At 67.2% G+C, this 17,157-nt stretch carries 13 protein-coding genes and 1 tRNA gene; 8 read left to right on the plus strand and 6 right to left on the minus strand.

The window, feature by feature from the left end; genetic code table 11:
- Window positions 1-7 precede the first annotated feature (7 nt).
- Entirely contained in the window at window positions 8-1,144 is a 1,137-nt protein-coding gene (dapE, locus tag GOY17_RS06155; RefSeq protein WP_157031615.1) for a succinyl-diaminopimelate desuccinylase, read from the plus strand.
- Window positions 1,145-1,261: 117 nt separating this feature from the next.
- Here the strand turns inward: dapE and GOY17_RS06160 are convergent, their stop codons facing one another.
- Window positions 1,262-3,610: a penicillin acylase family protein gene (locus tag GOY17_RS06160; protein WP_157029713.1), complete on the minus strand. Its 2,349-nt coding sequence runs from the start codon at window positions 3,608-3,610 to the stop codon at window positions 1,262-1,264.
- A 329-nt stretch (window positions 3,611-3,939) separates the two neighbouring features.
- On the opposite strand from GOY17_RS06160, the gene asnB reads away from it, so the two are divergent.
- Window positions 3,940-5,628: an asparagine synthase B gene (gene asnB, locus GOY17_RS06165; RefSeq protein ID WP_157029714.1), complete on the plus strand. Its 1,689-nt coding sequence runs from the start codon at window positions 3,940-3,942 to the stop codon at window positions 5,626-5,628.
- A gap of 120 nt (window positions 5,629-5,748) precedes the next feature.
- Window positions 5,749-6,234, plus strand: coding sequence for a bacterioferritin (gene bfr / locus GOY17_RS06170; RefSeq protein ID WP_157029715.1), 486 nt, complete (start codon window positions 5,749-5,751; stop codon window positions 6,232-6,234).
- Between the two features lie 39 nt (window positions 6,235-6,273).
- Here the strand turns inward: bfr and GOY17_RS06175 are convergent, their stop codons facing one another.
- From GOY17_RS06175 to rnk, 3 genes are all read right to left on the minus strand, one after another.
- Window positions 6,274-6,933: a thiopurine S-methyltransferase gene (locus GOY17_RS06175; RefSeq protein WP_157029716.1), complete on the minus strand. Its 660-nt coding sequence runs from the start codon at window positions 6,931-6,933 to the stop codon at window positions 6,274-6,276.
- Window positions 6,934-7,028: 95 nt separating this feature from the next.
- Window positions 7,029-9,272: a DNA topoisomerase IV subunit A gene (gene parC / locus GOY17_RS06180; RefSeq protein WP_115840814.1), complete on the minus strand. Its 2,244-nt coding sequence runs from the start codon at window positions 9,270-9,272 to the stop codon at window positions 7,029-7,031.
- Between the two features lie 91 nt (window positions 9,273-9,363).
- The gene (rnk, locus tag GOY17_RS06185; protein ID WP_157029717.1) at window positions 9,364-9,777 is read right to left on the minus strand and encodes a nucleoside diphosphate kinase regulator; all 414 of its coding nucleotides are present in this window, start codon (window positions 9,775-9,777) and stop codon (window positions 9,364-9,366) included.
- A 250-nt stretch (window positions 9,778-10,027) separates the two neighbouring features.
- Here rnk and GOY17_RS06190 point away from each other — a divergent pair.
- The 4 genes from GOY17_RS06190 (at window position 10,028) to GOY17_RS06205 (ending at window position 13,712) form a co-directional block, all read left to right on the plus strand.
- Window positions 10,028-10,112 (plus strand) — tRNA-Leu (locus GOY17_RS06190).
- Between the two features lie 441 nt (window positions 10,113-10,553).
- Window positions 10,554-11,879 carry an inositol-3-phosphate synthase gene (locus GOY17_RS06195; protein WP_157029718.1) on the plus strand — a complete coding sequence of 442 codons (1,326 nt, stop codon included), beginning with the start codon at window positions 10,554-10,556 and terminating at the stop codon, window positions 11,877-11,879.
- The gene (locus GOY17_RS06200; RefSeq protein ID WP_157031616.1) at window positions 11,851-12,783 is read left to right on the plus strand and encodes a glycosyl hydrolase; all 933 of its coding nucleotides are present in this window, start codon (window positions 11,851-11,853) and stop codon (window positions 12,781-12,783) included. Before GOY17_RS06195 ends, GOY17_RS06200 begins: the two co-directional genes overlap by 29 nt.
- A 95-nt stretch (window positions 12,784-12,878) precedes the next feature.
- Window positions 12,879-13,712, plus strand: a complete 834-nt coding sequence (locus GOY17_RS06205) for a glycosyltransferase family 9 protein (protein WP_198173824.1) — start codon at window positions 12,879-12,881, stop codon at window positions 13,710-13,712.
- On the opposite strand, the gene GOY17_RS06210 is transcribed toward GOY17_RS06205, so the two are convergent.
- Both GOY17_RS06210 and GOY17_RS06215 read right to left on the minus strand, forming a co-directional pair.
- Complete coding sequence (locus tag GOY17_RS06210; protein WP_198173825.1) at window positions 13,690-15,060, minus strand: Coenzyme F420 hydrogenase/dehydrogenase, beta subunit C-terminal domain; 1,371 nt, start codon at window positions 15,058-15,060, stop codon at window positions 13,690-13,692. The genes GOY17_RS06205 and GOY17_RS06210 overlap by 23 nt on opposite strands.
- Window positions 15,057-16,130 carry a polysaccharide pyruvyl transferase family protein gene (locus GOY17_RS06215; protein WP_157029720.1) on the minus strand — a complete coding sequence of 358 codons (1,074 nt, stop codon included), beginning with the start codon at window positions 16,128-16,130 and terminating at the stop codon, window positions 15,057-15,059. Before GOY17_RS06215 ends, GOY17_RS06210 begins: the two co-directional genes overlap by 4 nt.
- A gap of 56 nt (window positions 16,131-16,186) precedes the next feature.
- On the opposite strand from GOY17_RS06215, the gene GOY17_RS06220 reads away from it, so the two are divergent.
- Window positions 16,187-16,786, plus strand: a complete 600-nt coding sequence (locus GOY17_RS06220; protein ID WP_198173826.1) for a histidine phosphatase family protein — start codon at window positions 16,187-16,189, stop codon at window positions 16,784-16,786.
- Window positions 16,787-17,157: the final 371 nt, after the last annotated feature.

Below are 17,157 nucleotides of genomic sequence, written 5' to 3' on the forward strand. Positions count from 1 at the left end.
TCTCGACGTGACCGACGAAGGCGCCCTCGCGCTCACCTGCGACCTGATCGCGCGCGCTTCTGTGACGCCGGACGATGCCGGCTGCCAGGCGCTCATCGCGCGTCGACTGAGCGCGGCCGGTTTCCGCTGCGAATCGTTGCGATTCGGCGACGTGGACAACCTCTGGGCGGTGCACGGTACCGATGGTCCGACGCTGGTGCTGCTCGGCCACACCGACGTCGTGCCGCCGGGCCCGCGCGAATCGTGGAGCAGCGATCCGTTCGCGCCCGAGATCCGCGACGGCGTGCTGTACGGGCGCGGCGCGGCGGACATGAAGGGCAGCGTGGCGGCGTTCGTCGTCGCGCTGGAGGATTTCGTCGCGGCGCATCCGGATCATTCCGGCCGCGTCGCGCTGCTGCTCACGTCCGACGAGGAAGGCGACGCCGTCGATGGCGTGCGTCAGGTTGCGGAGACTTTCCGCAAGCGCGGCGAACGCATCGACTGGTGCGTCACCGGCGAGCCCTCGTCGATGAAGACGTTGGGCGACCTGCTGCGCGTGGGGCGTCGCGGCACGCTGTCGGCGACGCTCAACGTCATCGGCGTGCAGGGGCACGTGGCGTACCCGGACAAGGCGCGCAACCCGATCCACCAGGCGATGCCGGCGCTGGCCGAACTCGCCGCGCGCCGCTGGGACGACGGCTTCGAAACCTTCCCGCCGACGAGCCTGCAGATCAGCAACATCCACTCGGGCACGGGTGCGAACAACGTGATCCCCGGCGAATTGCAGGCGCTGTTCAACCTGCGCTTCAACCCGAACTGGCGCGCCGAGCAGCTCGAACGCGAATGCGAGGACGTGCTGCGCCGCCACGGGCTGGAATACACGATCCGCTGGCATCGCGGCGGCGAACCGTTCTACACGCCGGAAGGCCCGCTCCGCGCTGCGGCGCGTTCGGTGCTGGGTCGCTACTGCGGCGGCGCCCCGGAGGAAAGCACCGGCGGCGGCACGTCGGACGCGCGCTTCATTGCGCCGCTGGGCGCGCAGTGCATCGAGATCGGGCCGGTGAATGCGAGCATCCACAAGGTGGACGAGAACGTATCCGTCGCCGACCTGCAGCGTCTGCCGGGGCTGTATCGCGAACTGATCGAGCGGATGCTGCTGGACTGAGGGGCGGGCCTGCCCTCACCCGAACCCCTCTCCCGTAAACGGGAGAGAGGCTTAGAAGCAGATCGCCGCGGTTATAGCCCCTCTCCCGCTCGCGGGAGAGGGGTTGGGAAACGCGCCTCAGCCTTTCCCCGGCACCAAGGTCATCGAATACTTCGTCTCGCCCGGCAGGAACGGCGTCGCGCGGCCGTGCACCCAGTCGTCGTGGCCCTTGCCCCAGAACGGCGACATCGGATGGCCGCTCTGGCCGCCAGGCATATGGATGATGCCGTCGGCCTCGTGGCCGGGCGACACGACCATGCGCTCTGACGCCCCGAAATCCGGGCCCTGCACGCGCGGCATGCCGCTGTCGCCGGGGAGCTCGTCGGCCGGCATGCACAACTGCGGCTTCAGGAAACCGGGCAGGGCGCGCGACAGCGGATGGCAGATGCGCGCCGTGTTGCGCTCACCCCATGTCCGCCGCGCGATGGGGCCGTCCTTTGTCAGTTCGTCGCGCACTTCGCGCGCGGCGTCCTCGAACAACGCATCCCACGACGCGAAGCGGCGCGGCAGCAGGTTCGCCGGACGCTGCGTGACGAGCGGCCATGCGACGCCCTCGAAGTGCGAGAGGTTCGGCATCTCGAACGCCTCGCCCAGCGCGGCGTGCGCCGGCGCGGTGAGGCCATCGAGCAGGCGGTCGTGCACGGCAAGACGCCACGCGCGCACGATGCGGTAGCTCGTCGAATCCGTGCTCGCGCGGCCCTGCCATGTCGATGCGGCGCCGGCGAGCTCGTGCAGCGCGGGCGTCTTCGCCGCGCCATCGCGTTCGCGCAGCAGCGTCCACCAGCGTTGCAGGAACAACGCGCGATCGTCGAGCTGGATCGCAAGCAGGTCGCGCTCGTTGAAGCGGTCCTTCGCGAACAGGTCGTCGCGTATCTGCTTCGCGCGTGCGCCGTTGGCGTAGCCGCCATCGCCGACGCGCGCCAGCAGCACGCCATCGACCACGCGCGAGTTCGCCGTCCACAGGCGCTGCACCGTGCCGACCGGTAGCGCGGTGCCGTGTGCGGTGGTGATCGGCCACGGTGCACAGGCGTCCGGTTCGACGACCTGCGTCGCATCGCAACCGGCGCCGCGCAGCGGCATCGGCCCGAGCAGGCGCCAGGTGATGCGGCCCTGCGAATCGCCGATGGCGAGGTTCTGCGCGGGGATCGCCGTGCGATCTGCAGCTGCCAGCGCATCGTCCAGCGAGCGCGCATGCAGGAAATCCGCCAGGCCGAGGTTCATCGAGCCGGGCTGGTGGGCGATCCAGCGCAGGGCGAGCGCGCTTCCGCCGGCTTCGTGATGGAGGATCGGGCCCCACGCGGTTTCATCGACGGGGAATTCGACGTCGTCGCTGCCGGCGACGCGAATGGTCTCGACGGTGCGCGTCGCGCCGGCGCACGCGTCCTTGCCGCATTCGCGCACGCGTTTCCAGTCGAGCCAGTCGCCATAGCTGTTGGTGAAGCCCCACGCGACGTGGCCGTTGCTGCCGACCACCAGCGCCGGCAGGCCGGGCAGGGTGAAGCCGTTCGCGTCGACGCGGCCGCCTTCGGCGCGTGCGTCGGGGTAGCGCAGTCGCGCACGGAACCAGATGTTCGGCGCGCGCAGGCCCAGGTGCATGTCGTCGGCGACGATCGCGCGACCGTCGGCGGTGAGCTGGCCCGACACGGCGAAGTTGTTGCTGCCGACGTCCGAACGCTCGGGCACGTCGGCCGGCTTCGCGTTCTCGGGCATCGGCAGCTCGCGCAGGTCGACGGTCGCGGCATCGGGCAGCGTCGCATCGCCACGCGGGCGTCCGGCGACCGGCGCGTCCCAGCTCGAGCCGTCGTGCGCGAGCAGCGCGTACAGCGCCGGCGGCAGGTGCGGGCGCAGGCGCCACATCGCCAGTTCGCGCTCGTTCTGCGCGTCCTGCAGGTCGAAGTACATCGCGTAGCCGGTGAGCGCAGAATCGGCGAGCGTCCACGGTTCGGGTTCGGCGCGCAGCAGCAGGTACGGCCACGGGCGCACTTTCAGCGCGGTGCGTCCGGCGTTCACGCCGTCGACGTAGGCCTGCGCCATCTCGCGCTTGTCGCCGAGGATCGCGTCCATGTGCTGCGTCACGCGCGCGCGCATGCGATGCACGCGGTGTTGCTTGTCCACGCCGATCGCGACCGGGCCGAAGAGCGCGGCCAGTTCGCCCGCGGCCGTGCGGCGCAGCAGGTCCATTTCGAAATAGCGTTCCTGTGCGTGGACGTAGCCGAGCGCGCGCATGGCGTCGTTCTCGTTGGCGGCATCGACCGTCACCACGCCGTTGGCGTCGCGCTGCACGGTCACCGGCGCCGACAACCCCGGCAGGGCGAGTTCGCCGTCCAGGCGCGGCAGGCTGCCGCGCATCAGCCACCAGCCGAGCAGTGCCACGGCCAGCAGCACCAGCACCAGCGCGACGAGCACGCGTCGGATCCACTTCCTCATGGGCCTGTCGCCTTTGAATTCCCCGGGGCGAGCTTATCCGATGAACGGCGGCATCGGCGTGCGCCCGCCCCCTTGCAAGCGGCGCGCGCGTCCAGCAGGATCGGGCCATGTCTTCCATCCAGGCCACCGCCTACATCGCCATCGCCGCCCTGCGCGGCGGCGCGCCCATGTCCGGCCTGAACAATAACAACCGCAATAACGCCAGCCTCCCGCGGGCCGGTGATTAGCGCGTTGCAACCGCACTAAGCACCCACGAAGCCCGCGCCGAAAAGCGCGGGTTTTTTGTTTCTGGCCCTTCGACATCCCTCCGCCCTCAAGGAAATCCCGCGATGTGTTCGATCCTCGGAATCTTCGGCCTCCAACCCGGCGACGACGTGCAGGCCCTGCGCCGGCGCGCGCTGGAACTCTCGCAACGCCAGCGCCATCGCGGCCCGGACTGGAGCGGCGTGCATCTGGACGACGGCGCGATCCTCGTCCACGAGCGCCTGGCCATCGTGGATCCGGCGGGCGGTTCGCAGCCGCTGCGCTCGGCCGATGGTGAGCTCGCGCTGGCCGTCAACGGCGAGATCTACAACCATCGCGAACTGGAGCAGTCGCTCGCGACGGCATACGCGTTCCAGACCGGCTCGGACTGCGAGGTCATCAACGCGCTGTATCGCGAGCGCGATGACGTCGCGCAGTGGCTCAACGCGCTCAACGGCATCTTCGCGTTCGCGTTGTGGGACCGCGCGAAGGATCGCTTCGTCATCGCGCGCGACGCCATCGGCGTGTGCCCGCTGTACTGGGGGCACGATCGCGACGGCCGCCTGTGCGTTGCATCGGAGATGAAGGCGCTGGCCGATACGTGTGCCAACGTCGCGCAGTTCCCGCCGGGTCATTACTACGACAGCGAGGTCGGCGAACTGGTCCGCTGGTACGAGCGCCCGTGGCGCGAGCACGCCGCGACGCACGGTGTCGAGGTCTCGAAGCAGGAATTACGCGAAGCGTTCGAACGGGCCGTGCATCGCCAGCTGATGAGCGACGTGCCGTACGGCGTGCTGCTGTCGGGCGGGCTGGATTCCTCGCTCGTGGCCGCGGTCGCCGCGCGTTTCGCGCGCAAGCGCATCGAGGACAACGATGCGACCGAGGCCTGGTGGCCGCGACTGCATTCCTTCGCGATCGGACTCGAAGGTTCCCCCGATCTCGCGGCTGCGGAAGTCGCGGCGAAGGCGCTGGGCACCGTGCACCACGGCTTCACCTACAGCTTCGAGGAAGGCCTCGACGCGCTGCCGGAAGTGATCCGCCACATCGAAACCTACGACGTCACGACGATCCGCGCGTCCACGCCCATGTTCCTGCTCGCGCGCCGCATCAAGGCGATGGGCGTGAAGATGGTGCTGTCGGGCGAGGGCAGCGACGAAGTGTTCGGCGGCTACCTGTATTTCCACAAGGCGCCGGATGCGCGCGAATTCCATGCAGAAACCGTGCGCAAGCTCGACGCGCTGTACAACTACGATTGCCTGCGCGCGAACAAGTCGATGATGGCGTGGGGCGTGGAGCCGCGCGTGCCGTTCCTCGACGTGGAGTTCCTCGACGTCGCGATGCGCATGGATGCCGCGCACAAGATGGTCAAGCCGGGCCCGACCGGGCGGCCGATCGAGAAGGCGATCCTGCGCGAGGCGTTCGAGGGTTACCTGCCCGACGAAATCCTGTGGCGGCAGAAGGAGCAGTTCAGCGACGGCGTGGGCTACGGCTGGATCGACGGCCTGAAGGCGCATGCGGAAGCGCAGGTCAGCGATCGCGTGTTTGCCGCCGCGGCCAGCCGCTTCCCGGTGAACCCGCCGCAGACGAAGGAGGCGTACCTGTACCGCCACATCTTCGAGCAGTTCTTCCCAGGCGTGGCCTGCGCGCAGACGGTGCCCGGCGGCAAGTCGATCGCCTGTTCGTCGCCGGCGGCGATCGCGTGGGATGCGGCGTTCGCGAAGATGGCCGACCCGTCAGGCCGCGCTATCGCGGGGGTGCACGAAGCGGCGTTGTGAAGCCTCTGTCGCGACGAGCCGTGAATTCGGCTCGTCGCGAAAGTCAATGCGACTGATTCTGATTAGAACGCGGGCCGCCGCGATCGGGCACCCTATGCGCCTGGCAAGGAGGTTTCCCCCATGAAAGGCCATCCCGACGTCGTCGACTACCTCAAGGTGCTGCTGCGTGGCGAACTCGCCGCGCGCGACCAGTACTTCATCCATTCCCGTCGCTACGAGGACATGGGCCTGATGTCGCTCTACGAGCGCATCAACCACGAGATGCAGGAAGAGACCGAACACGCCGATGCGCTGCTGCGTCGCATCCTGTTCCTGGAAGGCGATCCGGACATGCGGCCCGACGCGTTCGTCGCCGGCTACACGGTCGAGGAAATGCTGCAGCGTGACCTCGAGGTCGAATACCGCGTGCGCGCGGCGCTGGCCGAGGGCATGGCGCTGTGCGAACGCGTCGGCGACTTCGTGAGCCGCGAGATCCTCCGCGTGCAACTGCAGGACACCGAGGAAGACCACGCGCACTGGCTCGAGCAGCAGCTCGGCCTGATCAAGCGCCTGGGCATCCAGAACTACCTGACGGCGCGCCTCGCGCAGAAGCCGTCGGAAGCGTGAGGTTTGCGGGCCGGCGCGATGCCGGCCCGTCGCGTTGCGTTACTCGTGACGCGACAGGCGGTACACGACCGTGTCGAGCGCCGTGACGCCTTCGTCGATGAAGCGCTGTTGCGTCGACAGGATGTCGCGCCGCTCCAGCGTCTCCACGTGCCAGTCACGCGCATAAAGCGCGTGCACTTCGTCCTCGACCACGCTGAAGGGCGGGCCGGCCTTCTCGTGCTGTGGGTATTCCAGCGAGATCAGCAGGCCGCGGCAGTGCGACGGAAGCCGCGCATAGAGCTCGTGTACGTAACGCTGGCGAAGGTCCGCCGGCAGCGCGATCAAGGCCGCGCGGTCGAACACCGCGCCGCAGCCGGCCAGCGCCGCGTCGTCCAGGCCGAAGGCGTCGCCGCAGATCAGTTCGATGTCGCCGGCGCGGTAATGCGTGCCGTACTTCGATTCGCTCACTTCGGGCGTCACGCCGTGGCCTTCGAAGAACGCTTCGATGGCGATGCGCGACAACTCGACGCCGAGCACGCGATAGCCCTGCGCGGCGAACCAGGCCATGTCCAGCGTCTTGCCCGCCAGCGGTACGAACACGCGCGTGCCGGGTGCGACGCCGAGCGAGGGCCAGTGCTTGAGCAGCAGCGGCGTCGGGGTGTCCTGATGGAAGCCGATCTGGTTGTCGGCCCAGCGCTGGTGCCAGAAGTCGTGCTGCATCGTTCGTCCTTGCGTTGTTGATCCGATGACACTGCCGCCGTCATCCCGGCTTTCGCCGGGATGACGCTTCGGAAGCGGTGACTTCGGCTGAAGCGTTATTCGACGCCCAACCCCTCGACCTTCTGCCATCCACGCGGCAGCAGCCCGCCGCGGGTCGCGCGAGCGCCGAGGTAGGTGTCCAGGTCCTTGAACGACAGCGACATCGTGCGCGCGCCGGATTTCACGACGAGCGTGCCACCCGGCGCGACGACCGCGACGGCGACCACGCGCTCGGTGCCGAGCTTCGCCTTCGGGATGTCGATGAGCTTGTTGCCCTTGCCCTTGTCGAGTTCCGGCAGCTCGCCTACCGGGAACGCCAGCAGGTGGCCGACGTTGGTGACCACGGCAATGCGGTCCTGTTCGACGCTGCTCACCGGCGCCGGCTGGACGACCTTCGCGCCCGGCGTGAGCGAGAGCATCGCCTTGCCCGCCTTGTTGCGGCCGGTGAGGTTCTCGAAGCGTGTGACGAAGCCGTAGCCGTGGCTCGATGCCAGCACGAAACGGGTGTCGTTGTCGCCGCTCGCCAATGCCTGGAACGACGCGCCTGGCGCGGGCGAGAAGCGGCCCGTCAGCGGTTCGCCGTTGCCGCGTGCCGACGGCAGCGAATGCACGACGGTCGAATACGCGCGGCCGGTCGAATCGAGGAACGCGACCTGCTGCGTGCTGCGGCTCTTCGCCGAGGCCAGCAGTTCGTCGCCTTCGCGATAGCTCAGCGAGGCGGCGTCGACGTCGTGGCCCTTCGCCGCGCGCACCCAGCCCTTCTCGCTGAGCACGACGGTCATCGGTTCGCTGGCGACCAGCTCGGTCTCGCTCAGCGCCTGCGCGGCACCGCGCGCGACCAGCGGCGAACGGCGCGCATCGCCGAACTTCTTCGCATCGGCGAGCAGTTCGTCCTTCACCAGCTTCTTCAGCTTGGCGCGGCTCTCCAGCGTGGCGATGATGCGTTCGCGTTCGGCCTTCAGTTCGTCTTCCTCGCCGCGGATCTTCATCTCTTCCAGGCGCGCCAGCTGGCGCAGCCTGGTTTCGAGGATGTAGTCGGTCTGCTCCTCGCTGAGCTTGAAGCGCTTCATCAGGACGGGCTTGGGCTCGTCCTCGGTGCGGATTATGCGGATCACCTCGTCCAGGTTGAGGAACGCGACCAGCAAACCTTCCAACAGGTGCAGGCGGCGCTCGACCTTGTCGAGGCGATGCTTGAGGCGGCGCGTCACCGTTTCGGTTCGGAACGCCAGCCACTCGGTCAGCAGCGCCTTCAGCCCCTTGACCTGCGGGCGGCCGTCGCGGCCGATGATGTTGAAGTTGACGCGGAAGCTCTTCTCGAGGTCCGTCGTCGCGAACAGGTGGCCCATCAGCTGTTCGGCGTCGACTCGGTTGCTGCGCGGCACGAGCACGATGCGCGTCGGGTTCGCGTGGTCGGATTCGTCGCGGATGTCTTCCAGCCACGGCAGCTTCTTCGCGCGCATCTGCGTGGCGATCTGCTCGATCACCTTGCCGGGCGAAGTCTGATAGGGCAGGGCGGTGATGACGAGGTTCGCGCCGTCCTTCACGTACACGGCGCGGGCGCGCACGCTGCCCAGGCCCGTTTCGTACATCTGCTGCAGGTCGGCCGCCGGCGTGATGATCTCCGCGGCGGTCGGGTAGTCCGGGCCGCGCACGTGCTCGCACAGGTCGCGCGTGGTGGCGTCGGGGTCGTCGAGCAGGCGCACGCAGGCGCTGACGACTTCGTTGAGGTTGTGCGGCGGCACGTCGGTGGCCATGCCGACCGCGATGCCGGTGGTGCCGTTGAGCAGCAGGTGCGGCAGGCGCGCCGGCATCCACGAGGGCTCTTCCAGCGTGCCGTCGAAGTTGGGCGTCCAGTCGACCGTGCCCTGGCCGAGCTCGCCCAGCAGCACCTCGGCGATCGGCGTCAGCTTGGCTTCGGTGTATCGCATGGCGGCGAACGACTTGGGGTCGTCGGTCGAACCGAAGTTGCCCTGGCCTTCGACCAGCGGATAGCGGTACGAGAACGGCTGGGCCATCAGCACCATCGCCTCATAGCAGGCGCTGTCGCCATGCGGGTGGTATTTGCCGATGACGTCGCCGACAGTGCGCGCGGACTTCTTCGGCTTGGACGCCGCGTTCAGTCCCAGCTCGCTCATCGAATAGATGATGCGGCGCTGCACCGGCTTGAGCCCGTCGCCGAGGAACGGAAGGGCGCGGTCGAGCACCACGTACATCGAGTAGTCGAGGTAGGCGCGCTCGGCGTATTCGCGCAGCGGGATCTGCTCGAAGCCGTGGAAAGCCGGTCGGACGGTGTCGTTCATTTAGACGATGCGGGCCTGGGTATGTCGGGATGCGTCGATTTTAACGGCGCGTGCAAGCGGTGCGCGGCGCAAATGCGGTGCGCAGCACGGTTCAGCGATGCAGCTCGCCGGCGGCTTCGGGCTGGTAGCGGATCGAAAGCACGCGCAGGCGGATCGTGCGGCCGCCGGGCAGGGGCCATTCGATGGCATCGCCCACGTGCAGGCCGAGCAGGGCGCTGCCGACCGGCGCCAAGATCGACACCTTCTCGGCGCTGCCGTCGGCATCGCGCGGGAACACCAGCGTCATCTCGCGCTCCTCGCCGCTGTTCTCGTCGAGGAACCGGGCGGTGGAGTTCATGGTGATGACGTCCGGCGGCATCTGGGCGGGTTCGATGATCGTCGCGCGCTCGATCTCGGCCTCCAGCGCCGAGGTGTCGACGCTCTGAGCGGCGGGGGATTCCAGCAGCGACTCGATGCGCTCCACGTCCAGGCGCGACATCAGCAGCGGGGGCTTGGGGTCGGACATTGCAAATCTCCAAAGCAACGCGGGCGCCGCACCGGGTGCGCCGCCCGCAGAGGAAAATGTCCGGCGACCATAGCCCCGAGCGGTCCGGGCTTTCAAGCCGACAATGCCGGACCGGCGGGTTCGGACAGGTTCCGGCGGCGCCCGCGGGCCGTGGCTGGATCGAAAGTGAAAATTTTCGTGACGAGGCGTTGACAAGGCGCCCCTCGCACCGCAACATACGCGGCCTCGCTCGGCGAAACACCGACGCGATGCCCAGGTGGCGGAATTGGTAGACGCACTAGTTTCAGGTACTAGCGGGTAAAACCGTGGAGGTTCGAGTCCTCTCCTGGGCACCAAATGATTCACGCTGAATGGCCTCCGGGCCCGGCACAAGAAACCCGCGCATGGCGCGGGTTTTTTGTTTTCCGCCGATCCGATTCGGGCGGTGCGCTGACCTCGCCGCGACCAGCCCCTCCGTCATTCCCGCGAAAGCGGGAACCCAGCGACTTTGCTGTCCTGACGGACTCGCATGGACCGGGCCTACTTGCCCGTCGACACACGGTAGTGAATCCCAGCCGCGCAACAGGAACGTGCCGCGGTAGCTCCGTGCTTCCTCTTCTTCTTCGTCTTCTTCTTCCTCGAAGCCGCAGGGGGCGAGCCGCGCGCACCCTCGCATCGCAGCTTCTTCTTCATCATCAACCGCGCGCCGTGGGCGTGAACGTCTCTGAACGTTCGTTTCACGGTGACATACCTGCGCGCTCGCAAAGTGAAGTCGTCCCCGAAGAACGGCTTGCCTCATGCGCACTGGAATCGATTCGCCCGACGGCCGCCTCGGCATCCTGATGCCCGGACTGGGTGCGGTGGCCACCACGTTCATCGCGGGCGTCGAAGCCATTCGCACGCACGGCGCGCAACCGGTGGGTTCGCTCACGCAGATGGGCAACATCCGGCTCGGCAAGCGCACCGAGAACCGCTGCCCGCGCATCCGTGATTTCGTGCCGCTCGCGCCGCTGGACGACATCGTGTTCGGCGGCTGGGACGTCTACCAGGACAGCGTGTACGAATCGGCACGCAACGCGCGCGTGCTCGATCCCGCATTGCTCGATTCGGTGAAGCAGCCCCTCGACGCGATCAAGCCCATGCCTGCGGTCTTCGATCCGGCCTTCGTGCCCAATCTGGACGGGCGGCATGTGAAGCCCGAAACGCATGCAATGGCGCGCGTCGACGCGCTGGTCGAGGACATGCGTCGCTTCCGCGAAGAACACCGATGCTCCCGGCTTGTGGTCGTGTGGTGCGCATCCACCGAGAAGTATCTCGAAGAGCAGGACGTGCACGCCACGCTCGACGCGTTCGAACAGGGGCTTCGCGACAACCATCCTGCGATCGCGCCTTCGATGCTTTACGCGTACGCGGCGATCTCGCAGGGGATTCCGTTCGTCAACGGTGCGCCGAACCTCACCTGCGATATCCCGGCGCTGGTGGACCTCGCGCTGAAAACCGGCACGCCGATCGGCGGAAAGGACTTCAAGACCGGCCAGACGTTGATGAAAACGATCCTCGCGCCTGGGCTGCAGGCGCGCGCGCTAGGCATCCGCGGCTGGTTCTCGTCGAACATCCTCGGAAACCGCGATGGGCTTGTGCTCGATCACCCGGATAACTTCCGGACCAAGGAAGTTTCCAAGCTCGGCGTGCTGGAGGACATCCTGCGCCCGGAACTGAGCCCCGAACTCTACGGCGAGCTCTACCACAAGGTGCGCATCAACTATTACCCGCCGCACGGCGACAACAAGGAAAGCTGGGACAACATCGACATCTTCGGTTGGCTCGGCTATCCGATGCAGATCAAGATCAACTTCCTGTGCCGCGATTCGATTCTCGCCGCGCCGATCGCGCTGGACCTCGCGCTGCTCATCGACCTGGCGAAACGTGCGGGCATGTCGGGCACACAGGAGTGGCTGTCGTTCTACTTCAAGTCGCCGCAGACCGCGCCGGGACTGCGTCCCGAACACGACATCTTTCGCCAGCTCATCAAGCTCCAGAACACGCTTCGCCACCTCATGGGCGAAGACCTCATCACGCACCTGGGCCTGGACTATTACCAGGAACTGGTCGAAGCGCTCTGACCAGGATGGAAGCGCAACCATGATCGAAGCGGTCAAGTTCTGGAACGAGCCCAACAACAAATCGCACTGGGATCTGGAACTCGATCCCGAGTGGCGCCTTTACGCGCAGATGGTGCGAACCGCCGCGCAGGCGGTGAAGGCCGAACGGCCGGACGTGCTGCGCGTGCTCGGCGGAATCTCGCCGATCGATCCGGCCTTCATGATCCGCGTGCAGGAGCTGGAGGCGACCGCGGACCTGGACGCCGTCGCGGTGCATGGCTTTCCACTCGACTGGAACCTGTGGTCGATCCACGATTGGCGCGAGAAGATCGCGGAAATCGAGGCCGTGACGCGCCTGCCGGTGTGGGTCACGGAAGTGGGCGTGTCGAGTTTCGGTGCGGAGGAAGTGCAGGAATTCGGATTGCGCCGCTCGGCCGAACTCCTGTGCGGCCGCGTCGATCGCATCCACTGGTACAGCCTGTACGACCTTCCGCGCGCGTGGGAAGCGACCACGCGACATCGCGAAGCGGAAGGCTCGTCGTACTACCGCCACTTCCACATGGGCCTGCTTCGCGAAGATGGAACGCCCAAGCGCGCGCTCGAACAGTTCGGCCAGTACACGCCTGAACTCGGCATCTGCCAGTGGTTCCATTTCGAGGATCCCCGCCTCGATGAAGCCGTGGGCTGGCTCAAGCGCCTGGGCGTACGACGTCTGCGCACGGGGCTGAGCTGGGCCGATCACCTCCGCCCCGACGCGGAGGCCTGGTTCGACCGGATGATGTCGGCTCTGGATGGCTTCGACCTGACGATCACCTTCTGCTTCACGCCCGAGTCGAAGGGGTTGCGGCCGCACCACACGAGCCCACCGCAGGATCCACGCGAGTTCGCCGACTTCTGCGCGGCGATGATGCGGCGTTACGCCTGAGCGCGACGGCTGCCGCGGCCATGACGTCGGATGCGTGGCTCGACCTCATGCGCGCCGGCCGCTGGGAGGAGGCCTGGCGCATCAAGGATGAGCAGATGACTGCTCGTCGCGGCGAATCGTGCTGGCACTGGCCGCGCCACGAACAGTACGCGTGGAACGGAGACGCCATCGACGGGAAGCGCGTGCTCGTCCGCTGTTATCACGGTCTTGGCGACACACTGCAGTTCATCCGCTACATGCCGATGCTGCGTGGACGCGCGCGCGAAGTGATCGTGTGGGGGCAAGCGAAGCTGACCCCGCTGCTGGCCCGCGTGGATGGCATCGACCGCCTGCTGCCGTTGCACGACGGTACGCCCCAAGCCGAATTCGACGTCGATATCGAGATCATGGAACTGCCGCACCTGTTTCGCACGACGCTTGAATCGGTGCCGTCCCGGATTCCGTACCTTCACGCGTCGCCGCTGCCAATGCCGCGCGATCGGAGCCGACTGGCCGTCGGCCTCGTATGGCAGGCGGGCGAGTGGGATACGCGCCGATCGATCCCGTACGCGATCGCAAGACGCCTGCTCGGAGTGCGCGGGATCGACTGGTTCATCCTGCAGCCCGACCCGCACCGTGCGGGGTGGCCTGGTGATGTCGGCCAGTGGCCGGGCGAGCTCAACCTGACCGATTACGCGCGTGCCGTGCGCGCGATGGATCTGGTGATCACCATCGATTCGATGCCGGCGCACATGGCAGGCGCACTGGGTGTGCCGACGTGGACGCTGCTCACGGACGATCCCGACTGGCGGTGGATGCTCGATCGCGACGACAGTCCGTGGTATCCGACGATGCGCCTGTTCCGGCAGCGCGAATCGGGCGACTGGGGTGACGTGGTCGAGCGCGTTGCGAACGCACTGGCGCAATTCATCCAAGCCCGAGCCGACTGACGAACGCGCCAAGGCGGCCACGTCGATACGCGAACGCGTGGTAGACGGTGAGGGCGGCGCGCGCCCACAGCAGGTAGATCGCGCGCAAGCGGGTCACGCGGGCCAGCGCGAACATGCGATGGCTCCATCGCGAATTCGCCGCACGCAGCGCGTAGATGCGGCGTCGCGGCGGCGGGGCAGCGCGCGCATCGGGCGGCACGCGCTTCGGCGGTGCGTCGGCGATGCGCGACAACCGGTACGAGAGCCCTTCGCGCCGCTGTCGCAAACGGGCGGCCTGCGTAGCGGCCACGACACCGGCATCGACCGGCTCCAGTGCGATCCGGCCTGCATCGCGCGCTTGCCGCAGCATCGCGTCGAGATCATGCGTTCGCACCACGACGACGTTATGTCCGCGCCAGTCCGACGAATACGGCTCCACCCAGGCGTCGCCGAACGAGATGTCCGCGGTTTCGGCCATCACGTCGTCGCACAGGTTGCAGGCGGCATCCATGAAGAAGCCCGCGCCCCAGTCGCCATCCACCAGCGGCCACCAGTCGCGACCGAGCGTGCGGCCATCGCGCAGCACGATCTCGGCGTGGTACCGGTTCGCCGCGCGTTCGGGATGCTTGCGGCGGAAATCAACGTGCCGCACCTCATCCGCCTCCGCGCCCATCTGCCACGCGAGGCTGTCGGCGAAGCGCGCGCTTTTCATGTGTCCGCAGAACAGGCCCATCGTGTGGACGATCCGCTCGCGCAACCGCGGATGCCGGCGTCGCATCAGCTGCACGGCCTTGATGAAACACGGGATGCCGACCACCGCATAGCGACCCGGTTCTTCGAGCATCGTCCGCAACACGCCGGACATTTCCACCGGGTAGTAGCGCGAGCCCGAACCGCCGGCTACGTCGGCCTCGCTGCGCGAGAACCGGTACTCGAACAACCGACCGCTCTCGACCGGGTCGTCGCAGGCATGGACGTGCGCGACCGCATCCACGCGACCGGTGCGAAGCAACTCGCAGGCGAACCAGCTGACGAGCCCGCCGGAGCTTCCGCGGTCGCGATAGTCCAGTTCGGCGGCATGACCGACATACGCCGCGACGTAGCGACCTGTTGCGACGTCGTGCGATGGAGCATCCGGAAAGAGATTGGCCGCGAGCATGTCCTCATTGGAGACGCCGGAAGCGAACGGGCAGGTTTGCGCAACGACGTCCGACGCGGCGACGTTCCAGCTTCGCGAGCCCGCCGGCCTCAGCTGCCCGTACCGGTCGAACTGCATGGCCGCGTGGCCGACTGGCGTCTGCGCGACGCACCCGCCGCAGCCGATGCAGCGGCCTGCACGTGCCATCGCGTGCGGGCCCGGCGCAGTCACGCGACCGCTTCCGGCGCGCGCAGCGCTTCGCGAAGGAAGCGGCGCGAAGACCGCTGCAGGGCGGCGATGCGTGTAGCGAAGGCCTCGGGCAGCGGCGCATCGAGCAGCCGCTCCATGTCGTCGTCCAGCGCCCTCGACCCATCCACCAGCTGCCGTTCTGCACCGACCTGATGCATCAGGCATCGCAGCTTCGTGCCGCGATACCACGAGGCCTCGCAGACGAACGGGCGTCCGAAGCGCAGTGCGAACACGCAGCCGTGGAAGAAGGTCGTTGCCACCGCGCCGGCATTAGCCATGAAGGCGGCGAACTCATGCGGGCCGGCGTCGATCCATTGCCGGTCGGCCCATTCGCTGCGGTATCCGATGCTGACGACCGGCCAGCCGCGACGTCGTGCCCAGGCGCGCACCGCCCGTCCGAACGCGGGCGAGAAGTCGTGGCCGTACAGGGCGACGTATGGCAGGCCATCGCCTGAGGCCGGTGCGTCAGCGAGAGCCGGTGGGAACGCGAGGCAGGGATCCAGCACAACCGGAACCTCCGCGGCGAGCGCGCCGGCGACGATCGACCGCGACGCGTCATCGCGCACCGAAATCGCATCGAAGTCGTGCAGCCGCCGTGCCCACGCGCGGTCGAGGCCGTCGGGTTCGGCGTGATGACCGAAGCTGGCTGCATAGGCGATCTTGAGCGGTGCGCGCAGCCCGTCGCCATAGAACAGCGGGACCCGTCCGTACCAGGGATGCGAGAGGTTCCAGACCTCGTCGCTGCCGACCACGATCGCATCGTAAGTGGGCATCTGCCCAGGCTCGTCGAGCGGAAACCGCTGCGACAGCGGAAGCGATGCGAAGGCCTCGAAGAAGCGCTGCATCTTGCTTCGGTAAGCCGGCCGATCCGCGCGCGCTTCGGGAACCGGGCGCAACGCGCACTTCCACTCGGCGCGATCGATGCGCCGACTGGCGTGATCGAGCAACACCGCGTCGTGACCAAGCGAGCCCAACCCATGCACGAGACAGCGCGCCTGCCAGTAGCTGCCGTAATTGATGCAGCGATGGAAGGTAAGTACGCCGATCTTCACGGACCCGTCCCCGCAATGTGTCGAAGCTGCAGCGGTCGCGCCCGCTGATGTACGCCATGACCCGCCTGCTGCTCGTACGCCACGCCAATACCGATGCCAACGGCAAACGCCTTGCCGGTCGCAGCGAGGGGATCGCCCTGAACGAGGAGGGCCGGGTGCAGGCGCAGTGGCTTGCAGCGCGTCTGGCCGTTCTCCCCGTGTCGGCGATCTACAGCAGTCCGCTGCAACGCGCGATGGAAACCGCTGAAGCGATTGCCACGTTAGTGGGCCGCGACGTCGAACCTCGTGAAGAATTTCTCGAAATCGAGTTCGGCGAATGGACCGGGCTCGACTTCGATGCGCTGTCGCGCGACGCGCGCTTCGAGCGTTTCAATCGTTTCCGCAGCAGCGCGGATGTGCCTGGAGGGGAAAGCATGCTGCAGGCGCAGGTGCGGATGATCGACGGACTGTCGCGCCTTCGTGCACGTCATCGGCACGATTGCGTCGTCGTGGTGAGTCATGGCGATCTCATCCGTGCGGCGATCGCGTACTACGCAGGCATCCCACTCGATCTCATGCAACGCATCGAAGTTTCCACCGGCTCTTTGAGCGAAATCGAACTCGACGACGATCATGTGCGCATCGTGCGCATCAACGAAACGGACGCCAGAGTGTGAAAGTCGTGTAGGTCGAGCCCATCCGTTTTCTTCTCGCCGGTTTAAAACCCTGCATGGGAGACTGGGTTTGTACCTGATGGGGCGATCCCTGGAGTCACCAAGCGGAACCGATGACGTGGCAACGTACCGGTCGCCCATCCACTCAGGTAATGGAGGTGGACACCGGCTACACATCAGCACGGCATCGAATCCCGTAATCAAGACGGTTCGTGCGCAGGCGTTGCGCCCTGCAGAAAACTTCCTCGCGGTGTCGACGAACTCATCCGCGACGAAGAACGACCCGTCGCCTCGTATTGGACGAGGCCGGTGTTGAGCGTCCGTCGGGCGTGCCCGGCGACGACAAGAACGCTACAGCCGCCCGTTACCCGCTG

The sequence above is a fragment of the Lysobacter soli genome (assembly GCF_009755585.1).
Taxonomy (GTDB): domain Bacteria; phylum Pseudomonadota; class Gammaproteobacteria; order Xanthomonadales; family Xanthomonadaceae; genus Lysobacter_J; species Lysobacter_J soli.